General features: G+C 63.7%; 33 protein-coding genes and 2 pseudogenes. 16 read left to right on the top strand and 19 right to left on the bottom strand.

The genetic code is table 11. The features are described 5' to 3' along the window. The first annotated feature begins 100 nt into the window (after nucleotides 1-100). The 6 genes from KBY57_RS12115 to KBY57_RS12140 all read left to right on the top strand — a co-directional run bounded on the left by KBY57_RS12115 (nucleotide 101) and on the right by KBY57_RS12140 (nucleotide 4,988). On the top strand, nucleotides 101-547 hold the full coding sequence (locus KBY57_RS12115; RefSeq protein ID WP_254996132.1) for a hypothetical protein: 447 nt from the start codon (nucleotides 101-103) through the stop codon (nucleotides 545-547). Next, complete coding sequence (locus tag KBY57_RS12120; protein WP_254996133.1) at nucleotides 540-1,637, top strand: WD40 repeat domain-containing protein; 1,098 nt, start codon at nucleotides 540-542, stop codon at nucleotides 1,635-1,637. Before KBY57_RS12115 ends, KBY57_RS12120 begins: the two co-directional genes overlap by 8 nt. Further along, nucleotides 1,634-2,263 (top strand): phosphoribosyl-AMP cyclohydrolase, encoded by a 630-nt coding sequence (gene hisI / locus KBY57_RS14385; RefSeq protein WP_409996448.1) that lies wholly within the window; start codon nucleotides 1,634-1,636, stop codon nucleotides 2,261-2,263. The genes KBY57_RS12120 and hisI overlap by 4 nt, the downstream gene beginning before the upstream one ends. Nucleotides 2,264-2,330: 67 nt before the next feature. Beyond that, nucleotides 2,331-3,314: a metal ABC transporter solute-binding protein, Zn/Mn family gene (locus KBY57_RS12130; RefSeq protein ID WP_254996134.1), complete on the top strand. Its 984-nt coding sequence runs from the start codon at nucleotides 2,331-2,333 to the stop codon at nucleotides 3,312-3,314. Beyond that, nucleotides 3,311-4,102 carry a metal ABC transporter ATP-binding protein gene (locus KBY57_RS12135; RefSeq protein WP_254996135.1) on the top strand — a complete coding sequence of 264 codons (792 nt, stop codon included), beginning with the start codon at nucleotides 3,311-3,313 and terminating at the stop codon, nucleotides 4,100-4,102. Before KBY57_RS12130 ends, KBY57_RS12135 begins: the two co-directional genes overlap by 4 nt. After that, nucleotides 4,095-4,988, top strand: a complete 894-nt coding sequence (locus KBY57_RS12140) for a metal ABC transporter permease (RefSeq protein ID WP_254996136.1) — start codon at nucleotides 4,095-4,097, stop codon at nucleotides 4,986-4,988. Before KBY57_RS12135 ends, KBY57_RS12140 begins: the two co-directional genes overlap by 8 nt. Here KBY57_RS12140 and KBY57_RS12145 read toward each other — a convergent pair. Both KBY57_RS12145 and KBY57_RS12150 read right to left on the bottom strand, forming a co-directional pair. Beyond that, nucleotides 4,906-5,709 (bottom strand): metal ABC transporter permease, encoded by an 804-nt coding sequence (locus tag KBY57_RS12145; protein ID WP_254996137.1) that lies wholly within the window; start codon nucleotides 5,707-5,709, stop codon nucleotides 4,906-4,908. The genes KBY57_RS12140 and KBY57_RS12145 overlap by 83 nt on opposite strands. Next, nucleotides 5,706-6,353 (bottom strand): metal ABC transporter ATP-binding protein, encoded by a 648-nt coding sequence (locus tag KBY57_RS12150; RefSeq protein WP_254996138.1) that lies wholly within the window; start codon nucleotides 6,351-6,353, stop codon nucleotides 5,706-5,708. The genes KBY57_RS12145 and KBY57_RS12150 overlap by 4 nt, the downstream gene beginning before the upstream one ends. A 90-nt stretch (nucleotides 6,354-6,443) precedes the next feature. Between KBY57_RS12150 and KBY57_RS12155 the strand changes: the two genes are divergently transcribed. Next, nucleotides 6,444-7,388 carry a metal ABC transporter solute-binding protein, Zn/Mn family gene (locus tag KBY57_RS12155; protein ID WP_254996139.1) on the top strand — a complete coding sequence of 315 codons (945 nt, stop codon included), beginning with the start codon at nucleotides 6,444-6,446 and terminating at the stop codon, nucleotides 7,386-7,388. Between the two features lie 218 nt (nucleotides 7,389-7,606). After that, entirely contained in the window at nucleotides 7,607-8,455 is an 849-nt protein-coding gene (locus KBY57_RS12160; protein WP_254996162.1) for a hypothetical protein, read from the top strand. Between the two features lie 51 nt (nucleotides 8,456-8,506). Here the strand turns inward: KBY57_RS12160 and KBY57_RS12165 are convergent, their stop codons facing one another. The 6 genes from KBY57_RS12165 to KBY57_RS12190 all read right to left on the bottom strand — a co-directional run bounded on the left by KBY57_RS12165 (nucleotide 8,507) and on the right by KBY57_RS12190 (nucleotide 13,601). After that, entirely contained in the window at nucleotides 8,507-9,217 is a 711-nt protein-coding gene (locus tag KBY57_RS12165; RefSeq protein ID WP_254996140.1) for a phosphoesterase, read from the bottom strand. Next, the gene (locus tag KBY57_RS12170; protein ID WP_254996141.1) at nucleotides 9,217-10,035 is read right to left on the bottom strand and encodes a metallophosphoesterase family protein; all 819 of its coding nucleotides are present in this window, start codon (nucleotides 10,033-10,035) and stop codon (nucleotides 9,217-9,219) included. The genes KBY57_RS12165 and KBY57_RS12170 overlap by 1 nt, the downstream gene beginning before the upstream one ends. Before the next feature lie 5 nt (nucleotides 10,036-10,040). After that, nucleotides 10,041-10,790, bottom strand: a complete 750-nt coding sequence (locus tag KBY57_RS12175; protein ID WP_254996142.1) for a GTP-binding protein — start codon at nucleotides 10,788-10,790, stop codon at nucleotides 10,041-10,043. Then, entirely contained in the window at nucleotides 10,787-11,803 is a 1,017-nt protein-coding gene (locus KBY57_RS12180) for a CobW family GTP-binding protein (protein ID WP_254996143.1), read from the bottom strand. Before KBY57_RS12180 ends, KBY57_RS12175 begins: the two co-directional genes overlap by 4 nt. Before the next feature lie 1,166 nt (nucleotides 11,804-12,969). Continuing rightward, nucleotides 12,970-13,206 (bottom strand): chlorophyll a/b-binding protein, encoded by a 237-nt coding sequence (locus KBY57_RS12185; RefSeq protein ID WP_409996449.1) that lies wholly within the window; start codon nucleotides 13,204-13,206, stop codon nucleotides 12,970-12,972. Nucleotides 13,207-13,457: 251 nt separating this feature from the next. Next, a complete protein-coding gene (locus KBY57_RS12190) occupies nucleotides 13,458-13,601 on the bottom strand; it encodes a chlorophyll a/b-binding protein (protein ID WP_094560385.1) in 144 nt (47 codons plus the stop codon). Between the two features lie 173 nt (nucleotides 13,602-13,774). Between KBY57_RS12190 and KBY57_RS12195 the strand changes: the two genes are divergently transcribed. Further along, the gene (locus tag KBY57_RS12195; protein WP_254996144.1) at nucleotides 13,775-14,038 is read left to right on the top strand and encodes a hypothetical protein; all 264 of its coding nucleotides are present in this window, start codon (nucleotides 13,775-13,777) and stop codon (nucleotides 14,036-14,038) included. A gap of 301 nt (nucleotides 14,039-14,339) precedes the next feature. Here KBY57_RS12195 and KBY57_RS12200 read toward each other — a convergent pair whose 3' ends face one another. From KBY57_RS12200 to KBY57_RS14390, 5 genes and pseudogenes are all read right to left on the bottom strand, one after another. Then, nucleotides 14,340-14,600: a hypothetical protein gene (locus KBY57_RS12200; protein ID WP_254996145.1), complete on the bottom strand. Its 261-nt coding sequence runs from the start codon at nucleotides 14,598-14,600 to the stop codon at nucleotides 14,340-14,342. A gap of 93 nt (nucleotides 14,601-14,693) precedes the next feature. Next, nucleotides 14,694-14,900 (bottom strand): Nif11-like leader peptide family natural product precursor, encoded by a 207-nt coding sequence (locus KBY57_RS12205; protein ID WP_254996146.1) that lies wholly within the window; start codon nucleotides 14,898-14,900, stop codon nucleotides 14,694-14,696. A gap of 138 nt (nucleotides 14,901-15,038) precedes the next feature. Further along, nucleotides 15,039-15,956 carry a hypothetical protein gene (locus KBY57_RS12210; protein ID WP_254996147.1) on the bottom strand — a complete coding sequence of 306 codons (918 nt, stop codon included), beginning with the start codon at nucleotides 15,954-15,956 and terminating at the stop codon, nucleotides 15,039-15,041. 3 nt (nucleotides 15,957-15,959) lie between these two features. After that, the gene (locus KBY57_RS12215; protein WP_254996148.1) at nucleotides 15,960-16,145 is read right to left on the bottom strand and encodes a hypothetical protein; all 186 of its coding nucleotides are present in this window, start codon (nucleotides 16,143-16,145) and stop codon (nucleotides 15,960-15,962) included. A 115-nt stretch (nucleotides 16,146-16,260) separates the two neighbouring features. Continuing rightward, nucleotides 16,261-16,479, bottom strand: a pseudogene (locus KBY57_RS14390) (IS3 family transposase); the annotation flags it as partial. Between the two features lie 398 nt (nucleotides 16,480-16,877). On the opposite strand from KBY57_RS14390, the pseudogene KBY57_RS12225 reads away from it, so the two are divergent. Both KBY57_RS12225 and KBY57_RS12230 read left to right on the top strand, forming a co-directional pair. Continuing rightward, nucleotides 16,878-17,732, top strand: a pseudogene (locus KBY57_RS12225) (IS481 family transposase); the annotation flags it as partial. A gap of 590 nt (nucleotides 17,733-18,322) precedes the next feature. Beyond that, nucleotides 18,323-18,793, top strand: coding sequence for a thermonuclease family protein (locus tag KBY57_RS12230; RefSeq protein WP_409996450.1), 471 nt, complete (start codon nucleotides 18,323-18,325; stop codon nucleotides 18,791-18,793). 7 nt (nucleotides 18,794-18,800) lie between these two features. Here KBY57_RS12230 and KBY57_RS12235 read toward each other — a convergent pair whose 3' ends face one another. The 3 genes from KBY57_RS12235 to KBY57_RS12245 form a co-directional block, all read right to left on the bottom strand. Continuing rightward, nucleotides 18,801-19,817 (bottom strand): fatty acid desaturase, encoded by a 1,017-nt coding sequence (locus tag KBY57_RS12235; RefSeq protein WP_254996150.1) that lies wholly within the window; start codon nucleotides 19,815-19,817, stop codon nucleotides 18,801-18,803. 266 nt (nucleotides 19,818-20,083) lie between these two features. Next, the gene (locus tag KBY57_RS12240; protein WP_315859800.1) at nucleotides 20,084-20,290 is read right to left on the bottom strand and encodes a hypothetical protein; all 207 of its coding nucleotides are present in this window, start codon (nucleotides 20,288-20,290) and stop codon (nucleotides 20,084-20,086) included. A 112-nt stretch (nucleotides 20,291-20,402) separates the two neighbouring features. Next, entirely contained in the window at nucleotides 20,403-20,819 is a 417-nt protein-coding gene (locus KBY57_RS12245) for a hypothetical protein (RefSeq protein WP_254996151.1), read from the bottom strand. Between the two features lie 25 nt (nucleotides 20,820-20,844). Here KBY57_RS12245 and KBY57_RS12250 point away from each other — a divergent pair, with 25 nt between their 5' ends. Further along, the gene (locus KBY57_RS12250; RefSeq protein ID WP_254996152.1) at nucleotides 20,845-21,111 is read left to right on the top strand and encodes a hypothetical protein; all 267 of its coding nucleotides are present in this window, start codon (nucleotides 20,845-20,847) and stop codon (nucleotides 21,109-21,111) included. 19 nt (nucleotides 21,112-21,130) lie between these two features. Here KBY57_RS12250 and KBY57_RS12255 read toward each other — a convergent pair whose 3' ends face one another. Both KBY57_RS12255 and KBY57_RS14325 read right to left on the bottom strand, forming a co-directional pair. Continuing rightward, complete coding sequence (locus KBY57_RS12255; RefSeq protein ID WP_254996153.1) at nucleotides 21,131-21,823, bottom strand: PAP/fibrillin family protein; 693 nt, start codon at nucleotides 21,821-21,823, stop codon at nucleotides 21,131-21,133. After that, a complete protein-coding gene (locus KBY57_RS14325) occupies nucleotides 21,787-22,188 on the bottom strand; it encodes a hypothetical protein (protein WP_315859803.1) in 402 nt (133 codons plus the stop codon). Before KBY57_RS14325 ends, KBY57_RS12255 begins: the two co-directional genes overlap by 37 nt. Nucleotides 22,189-22,224: 36 nt before the next feature. Here KBY57_RS14325 and KBY57_RS12260 point away from each other — a divergent pair, with 36 nt between their 5' ends. From KBY57_RS12260 to KBY57_RS12270, 3 genes are read left to right on the top strand one after another with little or no spacing between them, the layout of a single operon-like run. Then, the gene (locus KBY57_RS12260) at nucleotides 22,225-22,743 is read left to right on the top strand and encodes a DUF305 domain-containing protein (protein ID WP_315859802.1); all 519 of its coding nucleotides are present in this window, start codon (nucleotides 22,225-22,227) and stop codon (nucleotides 22,741-22,743) included. An 11-nt stretch (nucleotides 22,744-22,754) separates the two neighbouring features. Then, nucleotides 22,755-22,979 (top strand): DUF3721 domain-containing protein, encoded by a 225-nt coding sequence (locus tag KBY57_RS12265; protein WP_254996155.1) that lies wholly within the window; start codon nucleotides 22,755-22,757, stop codon nucleotides 22,977-22,979. Continuing rightward, nucleotides 22,976-23,284 (top strand): hypothetical protein, encoded by a 309-nt coding sequence (locus tag KBY57_RS12270; protein ID WP_409996451.1) that lies wholly within the window; start codon nucleotides 22,976-22,978, stop codon nucleotides 23,282-23,284. The genes KBY57_RS12265 and KBY57_RS12270 overlap by 4 nt, the downstream gene beginning before the upstream one ends. Here the strand turns inward: KBY57_RS12270 and KBY57_RS12275 are convergent. Then, nucleotides 23,253-23,540 carry a hypothetical protein gene (locus KBY57_RS12275; RefSeq protein WP_254996156.1) on the bottom strand — a complete coding sequence of 96 codons (288 nt, stop codon included), beginning with the start codon at nucleotides 23,538-23,540 and terminating at the stop codon, nucleotides 23,253-23,255. The genes KBY57_RS12270 and KBY57_RS12275 overlap by 32 nt on opposite strands. A gap of 240 nt (nucleotides 23,541-23,780) precedes the next feature. On the opposite strand from KBY57_RS12275, the gene KBY57_RS12280 reads away from it, so the two are divergent. Next, the gene (locus KBY57_RS12280; protein ID WP_254996157.1) at nucleotides 23,781-23,972 is read left to right on the top strand and encodes a hypothetical protein; all 192 of its coding nucleotides are present in this window, start codon (nucleotides 23,781-23,783) and stop codon (nucleotides 23,970-23,972) included. Nucleotides 23,973-24,139 lie beyond the last annotated feature (167 nt).

The raw sequence follows: 24,139 nt of genomic DNA on the forward strand, positions 1-24,139 counted from the left end.
CTGGGCCGACTGGAATCAGCGTCGTACTCTATGAGAACGATTCTCGTTCCTTCGTGCGAGTCTTGCCCCTTCGGCGAGGGTCTGACCTACTGCTGATCTGATGACCTTGGATGCGCGGGACTTTGCTGGACAGGACCCTTGGGAGCAGCAGCCCTCAGCCGAAGAGCAGGCACGGTTCGATCGGCTCCACGATGGCTTGCTACGCCGCGGGGCCAGCCTGAGGGGGCAGCAGGAGCAGCTCTGGGCCTGCATCCAGGCGATGCGGAGCCTGACGACGGCCGTTGAGCAACAACTGGCCAGCGAGCCACCCTCTCTGGAGCGGCGGATCTTGGGCCGGCAGCAGATTCTGAGCGATCTGCGGGTGCTGCAGGCGTGGCTGCTCTCGGTGGAGGTTCTGCTCGAGCGCACCGGCCAGGTGGAGTGGTCGCCGATGGTCGAGAACCTGGCCCGAGAGCTGGTCGGCGAACTGGCCCCCGATCCCCACGACGCCCGTCGGTGGCAACTGAATCAATTGCTGGAGCACAGCACGATGAGCCGTGATGACTGAATGCTCAGGTCTGGCGGAGCCGACGACCAAGGGGCCGGTGAGCCAGCAGCTTCGCGGCACGATTCAGGGCTGCGTCACTGGCTTGGCCTGGAGACCCCGGGCAGCCCAATTGGCTGTCGCCAGCTCATCTGGAGACTTCATCCTCGTTGATTTCACCGCTGGCGTGGATTGGCCCCTGCACGAAGCCGGTGAAACTGCTGCTCAGGGCTTCGATGCCCTGGGATTCTCCAGCTGTGGCCGCTGGCTGGCCGCTGGCGGCGAATCCGGCGCGCTTTCGCTTTGGTGCCTGGACGGTGAGGTGCCGCTGCAGGTAACCGTGCCGGCAGTCGGGGGATGGATCGATCAGCTGGCCTGGCAGCCGGCTGGCCCCCTGTTGGCCGTGGCCAGGGGATCAGAACTCTGGATCTGGCACAGCGAGGACAAGGTCTGGTTGCCGCCGCTGTGCAGCCCGGGCGGCGCGGTGATGGCCCTGAGCTGGAGCCCAGCGGGCGATCAACTGGCGGCGGGCACCGGCCAGGGCGTGTGGATCTGGAGCCTGCCACTGGGATCAGCGCAAACACAACGCCCCCAGCAGCTGGCAACGGGCTCGGCCGTGCTCCAGCTGGTGTGGGGCGTGGATCCGCCTTGGCTGGCGGCGGGCCTCGTGGATCGGCGCCTGGTGCTGTGGCGAGATCTGCAGCAACCCATGCTTGGCGTCGGTGACCTGCCGGGCAAGATCCACGCCCTCGCGTTGTCGCGCTTACCCAGTGGAGAGCAAGCGCTGCTGGTGGCAGCGGCGGAGGCCGCCGTCGTGTGGTCGGGCCAGGGAGATGCCCTCAAGGCCTGGAACGCCGTGCTGCTGCCCTTTCATCTGGATCGGATCGTGGCGCTGGCCTGTGGCCCTGCCGAGGCCCCGATCGTCACGGCATCGCGGGATGGATCCGCGGCGCTGTGGAGCGAAGCCGGGACCTTGATGCAGGTGCTCGAACTCGATGGCCAGCCGCTCACCAGCGTGGCCTGGCGATCCGACGGCCAGGCCCTGGCCGCTGGTGGAGAGGAGGGTGCTTGGGTGATGTGGCCCCTCGATCCAGGCGAGGAGGCCAGGCCATGAGTACCAGGGAACAGTGGCCCGTCGCCTGCATCAACCACCTGCGCTTCAACAGCGATGGCTTGATCCCTGCCATCACCCAGGACTGGCTCGATGGTGCAGTGCTGATGCTCGCGTGGATGAACCGGGCCTCGCTGCTGGCCACGTTTGAGACCGGCCAGGTGCACTACTGGAGTCGCTCGCGCCAGGAGTTGTGGCACAAAGGAGCCACCAGCGGCCATCTCCAGCTGCTGCGGGGATTTCGCTACGACTGTGACGCCGATGCCCTCCTGCTGAGCGTGGAGCAAGTTGGCGATGTGGCCTGCCATACCGGGGCAAGAGCTTGTTTCTACGAGACCGGTGCCACCCCAACAGCCGGTGGGCCGGCGGCACTCGCTCCACCGGCCGATGCCCTGAGCGAGCGCGCCCAACAGCGCCGGCTGGATCCAGCCACCAACCCCATGCAGGAGCCGATGCCGAAGCTGATGCAGGCATCCGAAGCGCTGGTCCGGCAGTGGCAGCAGCCACCAGAGCCGGACGACCTGGCCTGCGCCCTGGCGCTCTTGGATGCCCTGCAGGACGGCCTGAGCGCGCGCGGAACCCCATGGCGAGAGGTCTTGCGACAGGCCCGCCATTCACCGCTACGGTGAGAATGATTCTCATCCTTTGTGGCCCGCTGCCACCCGAGCTTCCCCGTTGTCTCCGTCGTTTCTCCTGATGGCACCCATCCACGTCCTGTTGACCCGCGCAGGGGCGATCACCCTCTCGCTGCTTCTGGCGGCCTGCGGAGCGCCGCAGCAGAAGGCTGAGAGTTCCTCCAGCGGCGCCAAGCTGCCGGTAGTGACCACCTTCCTGCCGATCACCCTGTTCACCCGCGCCGTGGCGGGCGACTGCGCCACGGTCACGGCCCTGATCCCTCCCAGCACAGGCCCCCACGATTTCCAGGCCAAGCCAGGAGATCTGGCGGCGCTGCGCCAGGCCCGCGTGCTCGTCAAAAATGGGCTGGAGATGGAGAGCTTCCTCGACAAGCTGGTGGCCTCCGCCGGCAACAGCCAGCTGGCTGTGATCGACTCCAGCCGCGGCATCACCACCATCGACTCGCCAGAAGAAGAAGCGGAACACGGCCATGAGCATGGCCATGAGCATGGAGAGGACGAGGGCCATGGACATGCCCATGGGGCGGTGAACCCCCACATCTGGCTGGATCCACTGCGGGCCGCGCAGCAGGTGGAAACCATCCGTGACGGGCTGATCAAGGCTGACCCCAACTGCGCAGAGGGTTACAAGCGCAACGCAGCGGCTTACATCACCCAGCTGCGGCAACTGAACAGCGAGATCGCCGGCCAGCTGAAGCCCTACAGCGGCAAAACCTTCATCGCCTTCCACGATTTCGCCCCCTACTTCGCCGAGCGCTATGGCCTCAAGGCCGAGTTCCTGGTGGATGTGCCGGAACTGAATCCCAGCCCGGCCGATCTGCAGCGGGTGGCGGTCGAGGTGAAGACCAGCCAGCTCAAGGCCTTGCTGAGCGAACCCCAGGAGGGCAACCGCTCATTTAATGCCCTGGCTAAGGATCTAGGGGTGAAGGTGGTGGTGTTTGATCCGATGGAGACGGCCACGGAGGAAGCCTCGCGCGATCCCTCGACCTATCTGAAGCTGATGCGACGCAACGTGGCTGATCTGCGCCAGGCCTTCGGCCAATGACAGACAGCGCCCCAGTGCTGTCGGTTGAAGGCCTGAGCGTTCGCCGTGGCGAGCAGCTGGCTGTGGAGCAGGTGAGCTTTCAGCTCGCCCGCGAAACCGACACGGCCCTGGTGGGGCCCAACGGTGCTGGCAAGAGCAGCCTGGTAGCTGCTTTGTTGGGTTTGCTGCCCAGGGCGGCAGGGGCCGTGCGGATCCTGGGCCACTCCCTCGGCCCGGCGGGCGAGTTGCCCCGTGCGGTGCGTGCGCAGATCGCTTATCTGCCCCAGAGCCTGGCGTTGCAGGGCCGCTTTCCACTCACCGTGGGCGAATTCGTGGGCTTTGGCGCTGATGCACCAGGCCTCAGCCTGGCCTGGTTGGGCAGGGCGCGCCGCACCGCGGCGATGCGGCGCGCCCTGCAGCGCACTGGCTGCCAGGACCTGGTGGAACGCCGGCTCAGCGAGCTCTCCGGCGGTCAGCTCAAGCGGGTGCTGCTGGCCTTCTGTGTGGTGCGGCCCCGCCAGTTGCTGGTGCTCGATGAGGCGCAGGCGGGTCTGGATGCTCCCAGCAGCGAGCAGTTCCAGGAGCTGCTGCTAGATCTGCGCCGCCAGGAAGGCTGGACCGTGCTGCAGGTGTCGCACGATCTGGAGATGGTGCGCCGCAGCTGTGATCAGGTGTTGTGCCTGAATCGCCACTTGCGCTGCAGCGGTGCCCCCGACCATGCCCTCAGCCCAGCGCGGCTGGCCGAGCTCTACGGCCCCAATGTGGTGCCTTACCGCCATAACCATGCCGGGATTGCTGGCCATGGCTGATGCCGCAGGCTTGCTGGAAATTGTTGGCCAGCCGTTCATGCAGCGGGCCCTGCTCGGCGGCTTGCTTACCGGCGCCCTGGGCGGGCTGCTGGGCAGCTTCGCAGTGCTGCGTCAGCTCTCGTTCTTCAGCGATGCCCTCGGTCATTCCGCCCTGCTGGGCATCAGCCTGGGAATCCTGCTGGGGGTCAATCCCACCCTGGTGCTGATCCCTTTCGCAGTGGTGTTCGCCCTGCTGGTGAACCAGCTGGTGGCCCGCAGCGGCCTACCGGCAGACGCCCTGCTGAACATCGTGTATTCCACCTCCCTGGCCTTTGCGGTGGTGGCCCTGAGCCTGGTGGAGACCTACCGCGGCGGCATCCAGCAGCTGCTGTTCGGCGACATCCTCGGCATCAGCTGGAGCGATCTGGTGGTGATCTGCCTGCTGCTGCTGATTGCATTGGGCTATCTCGCCTTGAGCCTGCGTGCCCAGGTGCTGCTCACCCTCAACAGCGATCTCGCCGGAGCCTTCGGGGTGGGGGCTAACCGTCACCGCCTGATCTTCATCGTGCTGCTGGCGGTGGTGGTGGCGGTGTCAATCAAAGCGGTGGGGGTGCTTCTGATCAGCGCCTTTGTGGTGATCCCGGCCTGCGGTGGGCGGCTCGTGAGCCGCCACTTCCCGCTCTATGCCCTCGCCTCAGCCACCTTGGGCGGTGGCTGTGCATTGCTGGGCCTACTGGGCTCCGGCCTCACCAACCTGCCCTCCGGTCCGTGTGTGGTGATTGTGCAATTCCTGGGCTTTCTGGCGGCGCTGCTGGTGAGCCAGCTCAGTCCCAGGAGCGGGGTGCTGGCTTCAGCCACAGCAGTGGCAAGCAGAAGCAAGCCATCAGGGGCCCGGGAGGCAGGTTGAATCCCAGCGCTAGGCCGCAGCCGGTGACGCCTACCACCATGCCCAGCCCGGCTACCAGGCGTAGGGCCTGAGCCAAGCTCTGGGCGCGTGAAAGAACTGCCAGAGAAGGGGCGCAGATCAGCGCCATCACCAGGGCTAGGCCCACGGCGGCGGTGGCACTGACTACGACCAGGGCCGTGAGAGCGGCCATAGTCAGCCGCAGGCCGCGCAGCGGCAGTTCGATGTCAGCGGCGCCCTCCGGGTCGAGCCCCAGCCACTGCAGCTGGTGGAAGCGCAGCCGCAGCACCAGAAGGAGTAGGGCCAGGGCCGCTAGCAGGCGAAGCAGGTCTGCCGGGCCTGCCACCAGCAGATCGCCGAACAGCAGGCCATCGAGATCCACCGGCAATTCCAGGCCCTGGACCAGGAGCACCCCCAGTCCGAGGCTGGCCGCCAACACGGTGTTGAGCACGGCCTCCGCCTGGCCGCTGCCGGAGGGGCGGCCCGCCATCAGCAGCTCGGCCAGGAGCACCGCACCCATGGCCCCGCCCATGCCCCCCAGCAGCTCCGGCCAGCTCAGGGCCTTGGCTATCACAACGCCGGGCAATACGGCGTAGGCCATCAGATTCGTAGTGAGCACTCGTTGCTGCACCACCAACAGCGTGCCCAGCAGGGGGCACACCAGGCCACACAGCCCGGCCAGGAGGAAGGGAATCAGCCACCAGGGCTCCATCAACACGTTCATAGCCGATCCCCAGGCCCCAGCTGGCCGTGCTCCAGGTGCATTTGCGGCACCTGTTCCAGGCTGCTTGGTAGATCCCCGTGGGCGGTAAGAACCACCGCCGTTCCATCAGCCGCCAGCGCCTGGATCAGGGCGCCGAGCTGCTCGCGGCTGCGGTTGTCAAGGCAGGCAAAGGGTTCATCGAGCAGCAGCACGGCCGCCTGACGGGCCAGGGCGCGGGCAATCAGGGCCCGCTGTCGCTGGCCGCCCGAGAGGCTTGCGATCGGGGCTTTTGCCAAGGCGGCCAGACCCACCTGCTCCAGGGCGGTGTGGCTGCGTTGGGGGTGGCCGCCGCAGCCCAGGCCCACCAGGCCGGCCAGGGTGATTGGGTAATGCCAGCGCAGGCTTGGGGCCTGGGGCACCAGGGCCAGTCGCCTCCGCTGGCCTTTAAGGGGGCGGCCGCATAGGCGCACCCAGCCTGCGGTGGGCTGCAATTTGCCTTGCAGCAGCTGCAGCAGGGTTGATTTGCCAGCCCCGTTGTCACCCCGTATCAGGGTGCATGAACCGTTCGTGACATCCAGGTTGATGGACCGCAGAACGGCGGTTTTGGCGTAGCCAAAGGCGAGCTGGCGAGCCTGAAGCAAGGGCGCATCCACGGGCGGAGCCAAGAAACAGCGGGGCCGGCGCCCCATGTGGCACCCATTGTGCCTGGCAATGAATGAGAATCGTTATCATTCACTTTGTGCTGCAGGGTGCTGATGTCCGTAGTTTTTGTCAGTCGGGTGTGTCGCCCGGGGCTGCTGGGTGCGCCGGCGACGGCTCTCGTCGCCCTGCTTGCTTGCCTGCCCCCTGCCGCTGCTGCCCCGGCTCCGATGGTGGTAGCCGCTGATGGTGTGCTGTGTGACCTCACCCGCACCCTCGCTGCCGAGCAGGTCAGGGTGCTCTGCCTGATCCCGGCCGGCGCCGATCCCCATCAGGCGGTCCTGCGCCCCCGGGATCGCCAGGCCCTGGCCGAGGCCAAGTTGGTGCTGGTCAATGGCTATGGACTTACCCCTGCCCTGCAACGGGTGAAGATCTCGGCTCCGCGGGTGGCGGTGGCGGAGCTGGCTGTGCCGGAAAGCCCCGGCCGTGATCCGCACGTCTGGCACAACAGCAGCCAGGTCGCCGCCATGGTGTCAGTGGTGGAGGGTCGCCTGGTGGCCGTGTTGCCCGCCCCGGCCGCCGCCGGCGTGAAGCAGCGCAGCCAGGCCGCCCGCAGCGTGCTCGATGCCCTCGGCACCTGGACCGGTGCCCAGATCCGCACCGTGCCTGAGTCCACACGAGTTCTGGTTACTGAACACCGTGCATTCAGCAGCTTTGCGCGGCGTTACGGCATCCGGGAATTGCCCCTGCTGGATGCCTACACAACTGCGGGCGTGCTGCGGCCCGCCAGTCTCGCCGCGATGACCAAGGCAATCAGGGAATCGGGCACCCGTCAGCTTTTCGCCGAATCATCGCCGGTGTCGAAAACCCTGCGGCGGGTAAGTCGCAGTAGCGGGGTGCCGGTGAATCCCACCCCCCTGGTGGCCGATGGCCTGGCTCCAGGGCGCTCCACCGTGCAGACCGCCACGGCCAATGTCTGCACCTTCGTGGATGGCCAGGGCGGGCGTTGCGATCGCGCCGCTGCCGACCAGCTCGCCCAGCGCTGGGCTGCCATCCGCTGACCCGGGTCGCCGCATCAGTCCCCACCGCGCCAGGCACCCCAGCCTCCAACACCCCAGTTTTATCTGCATCAGCCATGCCTTTGTTTCGCCCATCCCCGTTGGCTCTGCCGCTTTTTCTGCTGGCCCCCGCTGGGATTGCCCTGGCCTGCGCCTTGCCCGCTCCGGTGCGGGCCCATGGCGCCGCCGGCGGCGCTGAGCTGGCCCCCGGCGAGTTTGAAATGGCCCCGGTGCTCACCATCGAGGGCCATGCCGGCCTGGAAAACAACCTGGAGGATCGCCCCCGCCACTACGCCATCGATGGCCTGATTGGTGTGGTGATGGAGTGGGGGCTGCCCAATCGGGGCAGTTTTGCCATCGAAGCCATGGTCGGCCCGGCCTTTGTGTGGGGGGAAGCTGAACATTTCTATGGCCGGGTGCATCAACACGATGACCACGCCGACCACGACGACCATGCTGACGAGGGAGACGACGATCACGATGAAGCGGAGCACGATGTAGCGGAGGGCCATGGCGGCGCCCCTTTCCAGCGCGTCGACATCAAGGGACAGCTGCAGGCCCGCTATGCCCCGAACGATCGTCTCTCGTTCATGGCCGAATGGAAGCCTTATTACGTCACCCGCAACCAGGGGGAAGACATCAAGGGGCTCAAGAATGAGGTGGGGGTTGGCGTGGTGTGGGCCCTGGGGGATGGCGATGTGAATTTTGCCCTGGGCGATGGCCTCGAAACCATTGCCGATGGCTTTTTTCTATCCCTAGAAAATCGTACGGGCTGGGAATCTGATGGCACCTACATTGGCAACTACACAGACCCATGGCTGGGCTTTGGATTCAATGTTGACAAGCTCAATGTGACCCTTACTGGGGGGCCGCGTTTCTATAGCCCCGGCAGCTACTCAGGCCTTTCCAGCCGCACCGACTGGGGTGGTGAGTTGGCACTGGAAGTGCCTGTGAGTCCCGGCACAGTCTTGTTCGCCCACTGGAAGCCGATCTACAGCAGCCAAGGGGGCGATGGTTGGGGCCGTGGGTGGCAGCACCACATCGGCACGGGGGTGACCTTCCGGTTCTGAGTCAGGCGTGTGCCAGCAACTGCCGCCCCAGGATCACGCTGAGCCGTGCCGTCACGAAAACCCCCGCGCCCGCTCCTGGGACCTGCTGCCGGCGGTAAGAAAGTCAAAGCGATCAGTGCCGGGGTCGTAGAGGGTGTAGTGGACGCCAGCGCCGATGCCGATCACCTGACGCTGCGGAACGCTCTGCTGCTGCTGCTGTTGGCCCTCCAGATCCTGCACATGAGAAGCGATGCCACCGCCGGTGAGCTCAATCCGGAACTGCTGGCCACTGCGGGCGGTGAACAGGCGGTTCACATCCATGCGCGTAAGCCGATCCAACAGCAACAGCGGCGAGCTCTCCGGCCCCAACCAATCGCCCACATCGGCAGAGCTGCCATGCAGCAGCGCGCAATCCAGTTCGATGAAGCCGAACTGCAGGGCTGCCAGCCAGGCCAGATGTCCTGGATCCACGGCCTGCTCCAGCGCCTCCACGGCGGCCTGGCCGAACTGCTGACGCAGAGGGTCAGCCCGCCGCTCACCGCGATAGCCGCGTTCGGCGAGCAACTGGTCTTCCCACCAGCCGTAGATGCACTGAGGCGCCAGCTCTCCGCGGCGGGGATCCTGCAGCCGATCCAGCAGAGCATTGGCATCCCGGTCGGGACCAATCAGATCACCCAGCACAAACAGAGTGTCGACGCGGCGCACCTGACGCAGATCGCGCTGGATGGCCTCATAAACCTCCAGGTCACCCTGCAGTCCACTCACCAGAGCCCAGCGTGCCATCAGCGCTCACACACGTGGCTGGCGTCATCGGCCCGCTCGGCGTATTCGAAGCCATGGCGCAGACGCCACGCAAAGATTGGCGGTAGGCCGGATTCGACGATGGCCCGGCAGGTGCGCTCGACGTCGTAGGGCACCTCTCGGATCTCGACGGCTCCCGTCTCCTCCTGGTGAATCACATAGGTGGCGTGGGTGTTGCCATGGCGCGGCTCACCCACCGAGCCGGCGTTGACGATGCGGCGCACGGGCAAGGCCATCTCCCGCTCTGCTTGTGTGTGCGGATTGGTGGGGGTTTGCACGCGCACACGGATGACGCCATCCCGCAGCTCACGCACGTAGGGGCGGTGGGTATGGCCGCAGAACAGGGTGTCGGCATCGGAGGTCTGCACCCGCTCCAGAGCGGCAAAAGCATCCATGTCCGGCAGCAGGTATTCGTGCTGACTGTTGGGGCTGCCATGCACAAACAGCAGCCGATCGCGCCGCAGCGACATCGGCAGGTTGGCAAGAAAATCCTTGTTCTCCTCGCTCAGCTGATCGGCCGTCCACTGATGGGCCAGATGGCCTCGCCTTTCCGCCAGCTGGGAGGGGTAGCTGCAGTCGCAGGCGTTGAGGCCTTCGATGATGTCCTCATCCCAGCAGCCCTGGCAGCTGGGGATGGCACGCTCGCGAACCAGATTCACCACCTCATTGGGCTGGGGGCCATAGCCCACCAGATCCCCCAGGCAGGTGATCGTGTCGATGCCCTGTTGGTCGATGTCGGCGAGCACGGCCTCCAGGGCGGCGTGGTTGGCGTGCAGGCAGGAGATCACGGCGTGGGCCATGGCGATCAGGCGGAAGGGGATGGATGGGGCAGGGCCTCGCTGAGCAGGCAGTCGGCGAGGGTTCGCTCGATGGCGGCGGGATCGAGATCCTTGCCCTGCACAACCAGACGCGACAGTCGCTCCGGGCGGCAGTCAGGCGGGGCGATCGTCTGCAAGGGCAGAAACTGGGAGCCCTCCCGGCTGACCATCCAGTTGCAGAAAAAGGCCCGGCCATCGGGCAGGTTCATCAGGGCCTTGGCGCGGTACACATCGCCATAGGCGCCGTTCACCAGTTCAAACCAGAAGCTGCTCAGGCTGGCCGGATCCCACACACTCCCAGCCAGGTTCCTTTCCCAGGCCTGCAAACTGCTGAAATCCAGGGTGTCCTGGCGGGGCAAGCCGGTATCTCGCCCGAAGTGCAAATGCTCGTCGGGCCTGAGATGCAAGGCCTCCAGTTGGGGAATCACGCGCCGGTCCACCCCACCAAGACCCGATTCCGCCGGCGGCTGGAACTGGGGCAGTTCAATTAGCGCCAGAAGGTGCTCCGGCCTTGGTGCCAGGGCATGATCGAGATCGGCCAGATCCAGCAGCCTCGGGCACTGGTCCTGCAGGTAGGCCAGATCGAGACCGCCGTCAGGCGCCTGGGCGAGCCCTTCGTCGGGGTAGCCGGCCAGCCGCAGATACCCGCATGGGCCTCGATGAGCCTGGACCCGCTTCAGGATCCAGCTGGTTTTACCGCACCCTGGAGGCCCTGAGATCAGGAGGGTCTGGCTCATGGCGCCGCCACGCAGGCCTCAAGCTGGGCCTTGATTGCCGCCTGATCAATCCCCTTGCCGATCACCACCACTTTTGTGTGGCGTTCTGAGCCCTCGGGCCAGTAGGAGTCATCGATCGTGAAGCGCTTGCCGCAGAGATGAAACAGGTTTCGCCGCTCGCTTTCGCGGAACCAGAGCACCCCTTTGGCGCGGAACACCGATTCAGGCAGTTCGTTGTCGAGGAAGTGCTGGAAGCGGCGCAGATCAAACGGCGCATCTACTGCCAGGCTCACTGAACTGAAACCCTCCAACTCCGGCGTATGGGCGTGGTGATGGTGATGGGCGTGATCGTGAGGCTCGTGGTGATGCTCGTGGTCGTCCTCGCGCGCGTCCTCGGCGGCCTGCAGTGGCACCAGGCGATCGGTTTCAAACAGCCCCACGCTCAGCAGCAGACCCAGCGGCACTTCCCCGCGGCAGGCCCGCAGGATGCGAGCGTCGGTTTTGATTGCCCGCAGCTCGGCCTCAACTTCTTTCAGCCGTTCCTCATCCACTAGGTCGGCTTTGTTGAGCAGAAGGATGTCGCCGTACACCACCTGGGCGCGAGCGATCGGGCTCTCGAGGGCCGTGGCGCTGAAGTGTTCTGCATCGATCAGGGTGATGATCGAATCGAGCCTCAGCCGATCGCGCAGGTCCCCGGCCATGAACGTCAAGGCCACGGGAAGCGGATCGGCCAGTCCGGTGGTTTCCACCATGATCAGATCCAGTGGCTCGGGTCGCTCGAGCACCCGATGCACCGCCTCCTGCAGCTCCCCATTGATCGAGCAGCAGATGCAGCCGTTGCTGAGCTCCACCATCTGATCACTGGTTGCCACCACGAGCTCGTTGTCGATCCCCACCTCGCCGAATTCATTGACCAGCACGGCACTGCGCAGCCCCTGCTGGTTGCTGAGGATGTGGTTGAGCAGGGTGGTCTTGCCGGCGCCGAGGAAGCCGGAGAGCACGGTGACGGGGACCTGGATGACCTGCTGGTCCATGGACCACCATTGGCGAGAACGGTTCTCATTCTGCCCGATCGGCGCAGACCATGTCGCCGGCGCGCCTCCCTTGCTGAGGCACGATGAGTACATGTGCACATCTGGCATCCTTGTCCGCACCTGAGCGCCACTGCACCTCCAGCCGGGAAGGCAAGGTCATGTTGTCCTGCTGGATTTCCGAGGAGCTGCGCCAAGACCTTGATCGGGCTTGGGCCGAGCAAGGTCTGAGGCCCCATGGCCGTACGCAGAAGGGCATGGAACAGATGATCAAATACTTTCTTGCTAAGCAGTCCGTAGATCAGTAGGCCGTGCCACCGGATTCCATCGATACGTCTTGGAGGCACTGATCACCTGGTGGTTGATCGATTCGCCGTTGCTGCTGAACCGTGACACCTTGTTTCACCAGTGGCTTGCGCGCCTCCTGGCCTCGGCATCCGGCACATGAAGCCATGGATGACGTGCACGGTTGATTGGTTGTGAAACTCGATCGTGGCAGCTCAGCCTCTTCTCCCTGCCGCAGCCGGTCGGCAGCTGCTGGGAACTGATCTGCCCAGAGGAAGCCTGGGAGCAGCTCCACCCACTCCCGCCTGGTCGGGTTCCATTGCCCCTTCTGCTCGCTTGCCAGCTGGAACTAGAGCAGCGGCCTGCCTGCTCCAGCCGCTCGCTCCCGCTCGGGCATTCCGCAAAGGCCCGTGCCCGCTGGGAAACCTGGCAGCTGCAGAGAGCGGAACGGCAGCTACAGCCGCTCCCGCCTGGTCGGGCTTCCGTTTGCCTAGCCGCCCATTCAGCACTTCAGCTGGGGGGCGGGGACCATCGGCTCTGCAAAACCGCTCTCCAGTTTTCCCCGCTTCTCGGGGTTTCAGGTGCGCGTTCTTTGCATCACAGCGATGTTCCCGCTCTCCACCACCATGCAGTCCCTCATTGATGCCTGGGAAGAAGCACAAGCTTCCGGTCAATGGCAGGAGCCACAGCCCGAGCCCGCCTATCCAGCAGCCTGGTGGCTAATCCAGCTGGAAGAAGAGCCCCAAGAGCTCGAGCCGCCCCTGCGCTGGTCCGTCTAATGCCGGCCAGCCGGCGGTCCAAGAGGCCGCCGGCTAATCCATTGGCGCCAAACAAAAACCCCCAGGCATTACCTAGGGGTCAGAAAACAAAAGGCCTGAAGGTGCTCAGAAGCAGAAAGGCAGGAACTGGGTGCGGCAGGCGGCATAGCCATCAACCAAGGCGCCAAGGCCGATCTGATGGGCAATGCCAACACCGGTGAGGCCTTCCACCACGATGCCGATGACGATGCCAAGCATGGCGGCACGGCCGTTAAACAGTTCAACTTGCTTGAGCTGATCCATGAGGGTCACCTGTTCGGCGCTGGTATCGAGCGTTTGGTCGTTAGAAGGAGTGTTGGTCAATGGCTTTGGGTGGCGTAACAATTGCTGGAAAGCTGAACAAACAAGAGCCAAATGCTCAATCGGCTAGGTCTGGCTGGTTGAGAGCACCAACAATCCAGGCACCGATAAGAACGATGGTGATTGCAGAAATCATTCAACCCTCTTGGCCAGGTCCGTAGGCCGGCTCAGCACATAGATCGTCATTGCCGAGAGCACGGCAGTGATCAGGGCAACGACCGAAATTGCAGTGGTGTAATCGGTTTCCATGGCGCTCAACCGAGACCGATCTGGGAAAGGATGCCCTGGCCTGTGAGCAGCTCGGTACCAAGACCGATCACGAAACCAAGCATTGCCAGACGGCCATTCCAGGTTTCGGCGAAAGCGACAAACCCGAAGCGAGAAGCGGACTCAGTCATGATTGTGACGAAGTGTTAAAGCCAATGTAACAGGTTGTGAACATGCGATGCAAGGGGTGCCCCGCTCTCCCCTGCTCGACTAAGAGCCACGCTTTCTGTCTGCTCCCACTGACAGGAGCAGCAGCCGCCAGCCGTCACCAGCAGGGTTGGTGCAGAGCGCTTTGCCGCAGTCCTTGGCGCCCGCTTTGATCTCCATGACAATTGATCATTCAGACCGCAGGCATCTCGCGCCAGCAGCAGAGCTGGTTTCCGGAGAGCAGCAGTCCATGCAGCAGGACCTTGACTACCGGCTTTTGGAATCCACCTACCGTCAATCAGCTGAATACGCAGCGATGGTTCAGCGCTACCCGCTGCTGCGTAGCTGGATCACCGCTTGCGAGTCTTCTGAGCTGGTGGGCCATCCACCATCGGTGGGCGATGAGCAACAGGCGGCATAAGTTCGCCGAGCCGCTACTGCACCAGCGACCCCACGGCTTGAGAACTGGAGTTGTGGGAGTCCTGCCGGTGATCAAGGCGAAAGGAGGACCGCCACCGGCGGTGCTGCCCCCGTCTCTGAAAGGGACTAGCAGTTACCCCTCGGCTGAATCCTGAGCTGCCAGGGGATCTGGCAGGCCTTGGGTGATAGCCAGTGCTCGTTTGTAGATCGCACTTGAGGTTGCCCCTGCCGCCTCCATGGCGGTCCGCATGTTCTGCCAGTAATCCAGTGTTTTGGCTTGAGTCATCGGAGCTGCTGCGGCGTCAGGCGCAAACTGCTGATCTGCCGCGGCGCCGGCCGAGCGGTTCGATCCATTCGTTGAGCACAAGCTTGTGGTGGACAAGACGACTCGGCAGGCGGCAGCCAAGGTTGATCTGCCCCTCGTCGACCAAGCGCCCCAACCGAAGCGCCAGGGCTTCCTCGTGGCGGGCAAAGGCACCCTGCTGGGAAGCAACCCAGGAGATCTCTCGCTCCGTGATCACGCCGCTGGAGAGGGACTCCAGAAAGACTTCCCCGACGGTCATGAGAGCCATGTAACAACTTCGTTACATGCTGCCGCGCCCGGCCTGGCTCTGTGGCTCGAGCGGGCTCGGGGACTGGCTGGAGCAGTCGGCTGATTAGAGTACGCCAGTGGCTCCTTGCACTTCCGCTGCGTTGTGGTGCTCCAGCCAGGCATTCAGCAGGTCGCCTTTGGTCACCCGGTAGCCCAGCTGGCGGGCGGTGTGGAGCAGCTCCTGGCGGCTGCGGCACTGGCTGAGCGTCTGCTGGAGCTCAGGGCTGGTTTCTGCATCAGCAACCAACCGCTCCAGATCAGACCAGCTCATGCACGTGCGTCCTAGCTGGATCCAAATTGGCGTGCCCCGGGCGCTGATGCCAGGTTCCCCGCGGCACATTGGGCCGGAGAGCACAGCGTTGCGATCGCGTGACTGCTGCAGTGGGATCAACCAGCCAGCAGCCCAGCCTCAGGCCGCAGCCTTGAGGGCCGCCACTTCGCTCTTGAGGGCGGCCAGTTCGTCAAAGACGTCGCTCATCACCACCTTGGTGGCGTAGGTGCTGTCGGCGTAGTCCTTGCGGATTGCCTCTGATGCAGCTGGTGCATCAGTAGGCAGTTCGATCATTCCCGTGGCGGCAATCTTTGTGGAGCTGCTGCCGCGTTTCAGGAAGGAACCCCCCGAACCCATCTGCACGCCGCCCGTGGGCTGGGCAACGATCGTCTGATTGAAGGTGGTATTCGCTGAGGTCGTCGTCCACAGGTTGGTGGTGTTGCTGCGCAGGGCAACGCCACTACTGCCACCGAACCAGTTGTAGCCCGTGCTGCCGTACGAGAAGCTGGCAATCGTGGTGGGCAGGGTGATGCCACCCGTCATCGTTCCGCCGGCCAACGGCAGGTAGGTGCCAGCAGCCGTCTTGCTGTCGACGTAGGCCTTATTGGCGAGGTGGTTGTCGGCTGTTGGAGCAGTCCCGCAGAGGGGGATCTTGCTGAACGTCTGCTGCCCATCACCGGCGATCAGGATGCCGTTGTGGCCTGAGGGCAGCTGCAGCCGCACGACATTGGCTGTGTCCTGATACCAGTAGGCATCAATGCCATTGAAGCCACTGCCCATGTCAGTGGGTGGCAGCCGCAGCGGTGAACCCGTGGCGCTGGCTGTCGACCACTGAATCGTGCCATCAGCCGCCACGCCAGAGGCGTACTTACCGGCAACGGGTGTGCCGACCTTGAGGCCACCGAGGCTGCTCGCCTGGGCGATGGGCAGGGTGTAGCTGCTGGCGCCCACATACACCTTTCCGTCGCTGCCCAGCCTGGCGCTGTTGCCAGCATCAGCCGATACGGCGCTCGGGCCTGCCGGGCCCTGCAGGTTGCCAGCAAAGGACCAGGCCACCGCTCAGCTCAGGGTGTACACATCGCCCGTGGCGTTATCCAGATAGAGATCACCGGGGATCGAGCCTGGGATGGCAGCGGCCGGAGCACCGCTGCCGTTGAACCAGCCCGTGCCGCGCAGGCCCTGCACGCCAGCCGGGCCGTCGATTCCCTGAATGCCCTGGGGGCCGATCTCGCCTTGCAATGTCACCGGCCCAGCAGCGATTGGGAGCTGCTGGGCTGAACTCCTGCTGCAGCAGGTTCTCGGCTACACCACTGGCCCGGTTGCCTGGGTTCCGGCAAGGTCTGAACCCGCGTCTGGTCTTGGCTTTGAGCGCTGAACAGCGCATGAGCCGGGCGACACGGTGGCGGCCCACTTTGAGGCCAGCGGCCCTGAGCTCCTGATGGACGCGTGGTGCGCCGTAGAAACCGCGGTGCCGTTCATACACGGCCTGGAGCTGGGCCGTGATGACTGCGTTCTCCTGGGCTCGTGGGCCCGGGTTCTGCTGCCGTTGCCGCCAGGCGTAGAAGCCGCTGCGGGCCACGCCAAGCTGCCCGCAGAGCCAGGCCGTGGAGAAGCGGTCTGAGAGAGCCTCGATCAGGCGAAACCTCTCGGCGGCAGCTGCTCTTTGGCAAAGTGAGCTGTCGCCAGCCTGAAAAAATCCTTCTCCCTCCTGAGCTCGCGGTTTTCCTTGCGCAGCCGGGCCAGTTCAGCCCTCTCCTCGCTGGTGAGCTGACCCTGTTCAGGAGGGCCAAAGTCGCCGCGATCGATGCGGGCCTGACGGACCCACTTGGCCAGGCTGCTGTTGGGCAGTCCCAGCCTCCTGCCTTTGCTGCGCCGTGAACCGGCGCCTGGTCTTGGTCGGGTTGGTCATCGATGGACAGTCTGAGGGTCATGGCGTGACTCCTATCGACCTGTCCACGAAACCAGGGCAACCCCAGCTCACTGCCCGAACTGGCGGCAGAAGCAGGGATCAGCCTCCGCTGTGCATACAAGTGGCTGGCCCGCTACCGCTCAGGTGGAGCAGCCGCACTGACGGATCGACGCAGTGTTCGCCGTACCCAGCGGTGGACGCTCGATCCGCAGCACCTGCAACGTGCTGTGGAGCTCAGGCATCAACGCCTGCACCTGCGCCACATCGCCAGGCTGCTTGCCGCTCCCTTCTCCACCGTGGCCAGGGTGCTCAACCGCCTGGGTCTGGGGCGGTTGCGGAATCTCGAGCCCAAACCTCCAGTGCAGCGCTACGAGCGGGAGCATCCCGGAGACCTGATCCATATCGACGTCAAAAAGCTCGCCCGCTTTCGCAAGGTTGGCCACCGCATCACCGGCAACCGTCAGCAGGGCCGCTCTGCCGGCGTCGGCTACGACCGTGTGCACGTTGCGATCGACGATGCCACCCGACTTGCCTACGTGGAGGTTCTGGCGGACGAGCAGCAGGCCACAGCGATCGGCTTCCTGAGCCGTGCTGTGGCCTGGTTCAACGGCCAGGGCGTGGAGTGCCGCCAAGTGATGAGCGACAACGGCTCGGCCTACATCTCCAAAGCATTTGCCAAGGCCTGCAGCGCCCTTGGCCTCAAGCACATCCGCACCAGGCCTTACACGCCTCGCACCAACGGAAAGGCCGAGCGCTTTATCCAGACCCTCTGCAAGGAATGGGCCTATGCGATGGCGTTCCCGAACTCCCAGGAACGCGACCACTGGCTGCCGCGATACCTCTCGATCTATAACCGGCTCAGGAAGCACTCAGCCCTCGGCGGCCGATCACCTCAGCAGCGGCTCAACGAGCTGCTCTGCTGATCAACGTGGTGAGACACAACAACTAGGGCGAGATCAGCCATCGCAATTGCGTCTTTGTGGTGGAGCACCATCATCGTGAGGAAGTTCTGATCAGTCGGCTTCATCCGCCCCTGCCAGCTCCATCCCCTGCCCTGCAGTTGTGAACGGGTGGTATCAGGGTTTGGTATGCAGGACTGTATCGATCCTCCAGTGAGCAGCGTCAGCGCAACTCCAGCTCCGGCAAGCCTCAGTGAAGTTGATGCCGTATTGGATCCGATGAAATGCACGAAACCCATGACGTTCATCGATCCAGGATTGGCGCCTTGCTGTGGATTGCGCGGCCGACCCTGGCAGCTTCTCTCTGGGCTGCGCGTTGGCCGGTGCGGTCACTCCGAACACGGAACAAGATCTCGCGCATGCAAGGAAGATCTCTGAGAGCCCAAGCCATCCTTGGAGCCTTGGCTCTGTTTTGGGTGTGCTGCAGCAAACGGGCAACTGATCTGCCGCCATCTAGCCCTTGCCCAGATTGTCGTTGGACACCCAGGCAAACTTCAGCAATGGCGAGAGGCTTTGTGCGGGGTCTTGCGGGCTGCGCGGCAGTGGGGCTCGTTGTGGCCTTGGCATGGCCGGCTGGCGTGGCCGGGCGGCGCATCTCGGCCATCGTGCTGTCGATCGGCGACGGCGACACCATCCGCGTGCGCCAGGCCGGACGGGTGTTGACGGTCCGGCTCGCCTGCATTGATGCCCCTGAGGCGGCCCAAGGCTCCTACGGTGCCCAGGCGCGTCGCTCCCTGCAGCAGCGGCTACCCCTCAACCGTGAGATTTCGCTCGACGTGAAAACCGTCGATCGCTACGGCCGCACGGTTGCTGAGGTGTTCACGGTGGCCAACCTATTCAGACAGGTGAACATCAATCTGGCGATGGTGGAAGACGGTGAGGCCTTTGCCTATCGCCGATACCTGAGCAGCTGCAACGAACAGGTTTACCTAGAGGCGGAGCAAAGGGCCAGCCGCCACCGTTTTGGCGTGTGGCAGGTGCCGGGCGGCATCACCCGGCCTTGGGATTTTCGGCGTGGGCGCTGACGCTTAATCAGATCTCCTGCCCCAACTGTGGTTGGTAGAAAAAGCCGCCGCCCGCACTCGCCTGCTGAACGACGGCGCAGCGGGTAGAGACCCGCCACAGCGCTCGGTGAATCGGGGTGGAGTCGTGTCGCACGAGGTGGGGGAAGCGCTGTTTGAGCAGGGCGGTGGCCTTCCAGGCGTTGTAGTGAGGGATTCGGGGATTGATGTGATGGCAAACGTGGGTGGATCCGATCCCGTGATGGAGCAGGTTCAGAACGGGGCCGTAGGGGCGATCCACCGTCTGCAGGGCACCCTTGGCCCAGGTCCAGTCAGCGGTGGAAAAGTGGGGGATATCCGTATCTGTGTGTTGTAGCCAGGTGTAGCCCACCAGCCAGGCATTGATCACCAAGTAGGGAAGTCCGTAGACGCACAACACCCGTGCCGGCGAGAACTGAATCGCGGCCACGATCAGGATCCCTAGCATCGCCAGCAACCCAAGATTCGAGAGCTGCATCAAGCGGATGCAGGCGTTCGGAAATAGGGCTCGCTTGCCGTTTCGAAACGGCGCAGCCGTGGTGAAGTGGGAGGTGGGAGCACCGTAGTTTTCACCGCCGGCCACCCCGAACAGCAGATAGAGCGGCCAGCCCAGCAGCAGATGGCTGATCAACGAGGTGATCCCAAACAGCTTGGGCCCGAGCCGCTTGCTCATCCCCGCCACTATCTTGCCCGCGCGCGACTCTGCACGAGGGGGCACATGGGTTTCACCCCCTTCCATGTGATTGCAATTGGCGTGATGCACCGCATGGCTGTGCTGCCAACTGAAGTAGGGCACCAGCAGCATGCTGTGCAGCACGAATCCCACGGTGCCTTCCACCCGAGGGTTCGGGTGGAAGGCGCGGTGCCCGCACTCATGGGCAATCACCCAGCAACCGCCAGCCACGGTGCCTGCCACCACCGCGTAAAGAAGCCATAGCGGAGCTGCCATGGCGGTGAGGGGGATCTGGGTGCCCAATCCGTAGGTCAGCAGTGTGAGGCTGAGGGACATCGCCAGGCTCCCCCAGGCTTTGCCTGGATGGATCCGCAAGAGCTCGGGAGGGAGGCAGGCCAGCAGTTCAGCTTTGCTGGGATAGGCGGGTGATTCAGGCGAAACTGACGCAGGCGCAAGGGGCCGGAGGGAGACAGGAGAAATCAACGAGGCAGCCTTAAGCACATGGAGATCAACAAGACCGGGGTAGGCCTCGGTGACATTAGGGATTTCACGATGCGATCGCGGATGACCTCAGTGAGAGGCCGACGGATCAGATGGCCGATTTAATAGTTGTCGCCGTATTTGACGGGTGACGAAGCATTCATGAGTTCAACGGTGGTTTCATATCCCTGGGCAACCGTAACTTCGTGCTGCTTGCCAATGTCTCTGAGGGCGTCGAAGTCAAATGTTGGAGCCGTGATCCAGCTGAAGCCTTTGCCAAAGGTGTTGTCTGGATTAACGATGTACCAATGACAGGCCGTATCGGGCACGGATACAGAGCATTTCGACCAATCCACATCCCATTGGGGGACTTGAACGAATGACAGCGCTGCAAAAAGAAAGCCAAATAAACTTATGAACATCTGCGTTCTCAAATATTCATCACTCTATCATCTGATGGCGAGAGCCTGAGTCCGAGCCCTCCGCGCTTCCCAGGGCCTGGACGCCCTGCTGGCCCAGGCGGCTCCCGGAGAGGGCCTTCGCGTTGGTGTTTTGCTGATTCAGGCAGGAGCCGAGCCAGACCACGTCACCGTGCTGACACCCAGGCATCTCCCGCCATCCCAAGGCCATGGGGGTGACACGGCGCCCCGGTGAGATCGATCGCCAGCTCGGGGTGGGGCACTGCCTTCTCTCGCTCGTTTCTGTTGGGATGCGGTCTGCATCGGTTTCGACAGGATGAACCGCAAAAGTGCGGGCTTCATGAGCGGTTGGCTGGAGGATGAGATGGCGTTCATAGGCTGAAATGATCTCCTCCAAAGAAGATTCATCGGCCGTGTTGACGCTCTTGAAATACAGCACCCACGACTGCCCTGCCTGTCAGAGGATGGCCGCCTTTGACGCCAGCACGGCTCGATCCATGGGATTGTCCTTTGTGGATGTTGATATGAAATCGCCGGAGGTCTACGGGCGTTATCGCAAGATCTTGCTGCAGCAATACCCTCTCAAACGAGAGTTGGGGCTGCCTACATATCTGCTTGTGGACAACCCAGAAGCAGTATTTGCGATTCTTGGCGAAATCTCCGGTGGCATGCCTGAGCCAGCTTTTCGCGACAAGCTCAATCGCCTGCTTGAGCAGAACCCTGCTCTTTAGCAGTCCTGATTCACTTGACTCAACTTTGAGCCACCTGCGTCGTCGTGGCGTCTGATCGCTGATCTGGAGCCGGGAGCAGCTCCTGAAGATTGAGGTCGGGGCGGCGCAGCAGGGCAAACACCGTGCCCGCATTGCCGCGACAGATCCGCAGCGTGTCGTCCAGCACGGTGATGTCTAGCCAGGCCGGAACCGGTTGGCTCACGCGACGCAGGAGCTGCAGCCGCCCCTTGCCCACGGCTGGGCCCAGCCAGCCCCCCCGCTGAAAATGCACCTGAACGCGCTGGCGCAGGTTCAACCCAGCCGCAGACTCCATTCCCTTGGGCTCTCCGCCGGGTTCGGCCTCGACCTTGATGGTGGCCTCCACGGCAATGGCGGCCAGGGGCGCCAGCGGACATGGTAGTCGCAGCAGGTTCATGCCCCGTCCTTGGGATGGCGCCAACAGCTGCAGGTTTTCCAGCCAGGGTCCCACCGCTAGATAGGGCTGGCGGCTGCTGCTCCAGCGCAACTCCCACACACCCTCCAGGAGCTCCAGGGCTCCAGCTGCCCCCAGATCAGCGGGCGTCGAACGCTCCAGTGCGCCAATCAGGGTGTGTAGATGGTTCTCCTGTAGGTGGGGGCCACCGCGAGGCTCCTGCCGCAGAAGCGCGAGCAACATCTGCCGTTGCTGTGCTGGATTCAACCCGCTGAGCTCTGCCTGGTTGGCCTGGGACATCCCCTTGCTGACACATCGCTACTACCCATGCTGGCCAGGTTCTGGCGCGGAGTGGCATCACGCCCCCAACCACTTGACTCTCCACCTACTGGAGGCTGCATGGTGGAAGGTCTCTCGTTGATGGATTGGCCATGCGATCTGCATTGGCGGCTCTGGCGATCGTCGGTCTGCTTGCACCGATGGCCTTGGCCCAGGTGGACCCCCACCAGCACCACCAGCACCACCAGCACCATCAGCATCATCAGCATCATCAGCATCATCAGCATCATCAGCATCATCAGCATCATCAGCATCATCAGCATCATCAGCATCATCAGCACCAGCAACACCAGCACCATGGCCCGGCGGTCGATCACGGCGCCCATGCCCATGATGTTGGCCCGGCCGGCTCCACCTACGACCTGCGCTGGCTCGACGCGATGGTGCAGCACCACACCGGCGCGTTGCGCATGAGTGAGTTTGTGTTTGACATCGGTCAGCCCGGGGTGGGGGGAATGGCCAAGACGATCTGGAGCGAGCAAGCCCAGGAGATTCACGCCATGGGTCTGTGGCGCAAGGCCTGGTATCCCGATGCGCCGATCTATCCGGTCGTGCTGCAAAAGGGTGGCAATCCCGATGCCATGGCCGATCTGATTCGCATGAATTCTGCCCAGATCCAGGCTATGCAGATGCTGGACTCAACCCCTACCAAAAGCAACCGCGTCACCTGGTTTTTGGAGGGAATGCTGGCCCACCACGGTGGGGCGCTGGTGATGGCCCACGATGCTCTGAACAAGAGCTCGAATCCGACGATTCGCCGCTTGGCCCGCCAGATCATCGTGGCCCAACGCCGCGAGATCATCGAGCTGCGGCGCATGCTCAAGCACGACGGCCTCGATAAACCGGAGTACAGCCGATACGCCGCCCTGTTCTCTCTCTGATGGAAGCGATGATGCTCACGCGACGTCTTCAGCGGCTGGTTGCGCTGCTGCTGCTTGGAAGCCCCTTCGTGCTCCCTGCTGAGGCCTACGCCCACGCCAAAGGGCTCTACAAAACCCAGGCCGAGGCCGAACAGCGGGCCAAGGAGCTGGGCTGCAACGGCACCCATTTCAACAACGGTCTGTGGATGCCTTGCAGCCACGAGGCCCAGTTGCACAAAGAGCTCAGGCAAGAGTGATCCGCATCTCCCCCACCCTCTCTTCTCGGTTGCGCCAGCTGCACCGGTTGTTGGTGCCCCTGGCGGCAGTACCGCTGCTGCTCACGGCAGCCAGTGGCTCGCTCTACAGCGTGTTGTTGGAGCGCGGCATCGATGCCTTCTGGCTGGTCAAGATCCACACCGGCCGCTTTGGCCCGATCAATCTGCAGCCTTATTACTCCATGCTCCTGGGCGTGCTCACGTTGGTGGTGATCGCTTCAGGCTTGGGACTGTTGGTTGCCAGGGGCCGAGGGGTTAACCGCGCCAGGTCGGTTGACCATCTTTGAGTAGGGAGCCGCGATGCCGCCACAGGGCTTCATTGGTGATCTCAATCCCGTGATTGTGTAGAGCTTGACGCACGTCTTCCGTGCTGGTTGTCAACCTCAGGAAATCAGCAAACTCTGGGTGTGCGTCAATCAGCTGATGGATGGCATCGAGCGCTGCATTGACAGCCGCAGCATGCTCCGGGTGAGCCTCAAATGCCTTGTCATGCAGTGACGCATTGGTGCTGTCGGTCTCTGATGAGTGTTGCTCCGGGCTCATGTCTGTGGCTTCTCGCTGCGCGCTACAAGGCAGCCTGGTTCAGCCGTCTGTGGCCTGGCTCTGCTGCCGCGAGGTTGCCCCTGGATAGCAGCGTGATCGCCGCAGTAGACAGCAGGCCCAGATGAGAAGCGTTCACCCTGGACATGACGAGGATCGGGTCAGGAATTACCCCCCTATGGGGGCATCCTTGTTGGCGCACCATCACTGAGAGTGGACCCATCTAAAGCACGGAGGTTCGCCATGGCGAACTCCAACACAAGGATCCACGCCAGCACCTGCCTCGGGCGCACCTGCATGAAATGGGGTGCCGATGGCGAACTCACGGCGCTTGATCTCAATCTGGTGATGGAGCGCCTGGCTCAAGTGGATCGGGATGTGGCAGCCCTGTCTCAAGACAGCCTGAATCGAGAATCAACACCCTCGGTCAGCTGAACACGGCCGTCCACCCCGCCCGCTTGAGCCTTTACCGGCTTGCCCGGTGTCAACTACATAGGCGGCTCGCGTCAATTACGTAGGCGGGTAGGAGCCCCCAACCCCCTGCCATGGCAGGGGGTTGAGCCTCGCTGCCTTTGCGGCTCGGTTGGCAGGTAATTGACGCC

Origin of the sequence: Cyanobium sp. Aljojuca 7D2 (genome assembly GCF_024346415.1) — a bacterium.
Taxonomy (GTDB): Bacteria; Cyanobacteriota; Cyanobacteriia; order PCC-6307; family Cyanobiaceae; genus Cyanobium_A.

Coding starts and splice junctions, on each gene's coding strand:
- KBY57_RS12115 (WP_254996132.1), top strand. CDS start 101: ATGACCTTGGATGCGCGGGACTTTGCTGGACAGGACCCTTGGGAGCAG.
- KBY57_RS12120 (WP_254996133.1), top strand. CDS start 540: ATGACTGAATGCTCAGGTCTGGCGGAGCCGACGACCAAGGGGCCGGTG.
- hisI (WP_409996448.1), top strand. CDS start 1,634: ATGAGTACCAGGGAACAGTGGCCCGTCGCCTGCATCAACCACCTGCGC.
- KBY57_RS12130 (WP_254996134.1), top strand. CDS start 2,331: ATGGCACCCATCCACGTCCTGTTGACCCGCGCAGGGGCGATCACCCTC.
- KBY57_RS12135 (WP_254996135.1), top strand. CDS start 3,311: ATGACAGACAGCGCCCCAGTGCTGTCGGTTGAAGGCCTGAGCGTTCGC.
- KBY57_RS12140 (WP_254996136.1), top strand. CDS start 4,095: ATGGCTGATGCCGCAGGCTTGCTGGAAATTGTTGGCCAGCCGTTCATG.
- KBY57_RS12145 (WP_254996137.1), bottom strand. CDS start 5,709: ATGAACGTGTTGATGGAGCCCTGGTGGCTGATTCCCTTCCTCCTGGCC.
- KBY57_RS12155 (WP_254996139.1), top strand. CDS start 6,444: ATGTCCGTAGTTTTTGTCAGTCGGGTGTGTCGCCCGGGGCTGCTGGGT.
- KBY57_RS12160 (WP_254996162.1), top strand. CDS start 7,607: ATGGCCCCGGTGCTCACCATCGAGGGCCATGCCGGCCTGGAAAACAAC.
- KBY57_RS12165 (WP_254996140.1), bottom strand. CDS start 9,217: ATGGCACGCTGGGCTCTGGTGAGTGGACTGCAGGGTGACCTGGAGGTT.
- KBY57_RS12170 (WP_254996141.1), bottom strand. CDS start 10,035: ATGGCCCACGCCGTGATCTCCTGCCTGCACGCCAACCACGCCGCCCTG.
- KBY57_RS12175 (WP_254996142.1), bottom strand. CDS start 10,790: ATGAGCCAGACCCTCCTGATCTCAGGGCCTCCAGGGTGCGGTAAAACC.
- KBY57_RS12180 (WP_254996143.1), bottom strand. CDS start 11,803: ATGGACCAGCAGGTCATCCAGGTCCCCGTCACCGTGCTCTCCGGCTTC.
- KBY57_RS12190 (WP_094560385.1), bottom strand. CDS start 13,601: ATGACTGAGTCCGCTTCTCGCTTCGGGTTTGTCGCTTTCGCCGAAACC.
- KBY57_RS12200 (WP_254996145.1), bottom strand. CDS start 14,600: ATGACCGTCGGGGAAGTCTTTCTGGAGTCCCTCTCCAGCGGCGTGATC.
- KBY57_RS12205 (WP_254996146.1), bottom strand. CDS start 14,900: ATGAGCTGGTCTGATCTGGAGCGGTTGGTTGCTGATGCAGAAACCAGC.
- KBY57_RS12235 (WP_254996150.1), bottom strand. CDS start 19,817: ATGTCCCTCAGCCTCACACTGCTGACCTACGGATTGGGCACCCAGATC.
- KBY57_RS12250 (WP_254996152.1), top strand. CDS start 20,845: ATGGCCGCCTTTGACGCCAGCACGGCTCGATCCATGGGATTGTCCTTT.
- KBY57_RS12255 (WP_254996153.1), bottom strand. CDS start 21,823: ATGTCCCAGGCCAACCAGGCAGAGCTCAGCGGGTTGAATCCAGCACAG.
- KBY57_RS14325 (WP_315859803.1), bottom strand. CDS start 22,188: ATGGGCGCCGTGATCGACCGCCGGGCCATGGTGCTGGTGTTGCTGGTG.
- KBY57_RS12265 (WP_254996155.1), top strand. CDS start 22,755: ATGCTCACGCGACGTCTTCAGCGGCTGGTTGCGCTGCTGCTGCTTGGA.
- KBY57_RS12275 (WP_254996156.1), bottom strand. CDS start 23,540: ATGAGCCCGGAGCAACACTCATCAGAGACCGACAGCACCAATGCGTCA.
- KBY57_RS12280 (WP_254996157.1), top strand. CDS start 23,781: ATGGCGAACTCCAACACAAGGATCCACGCCAGCACCTGCCTCGGGCGC.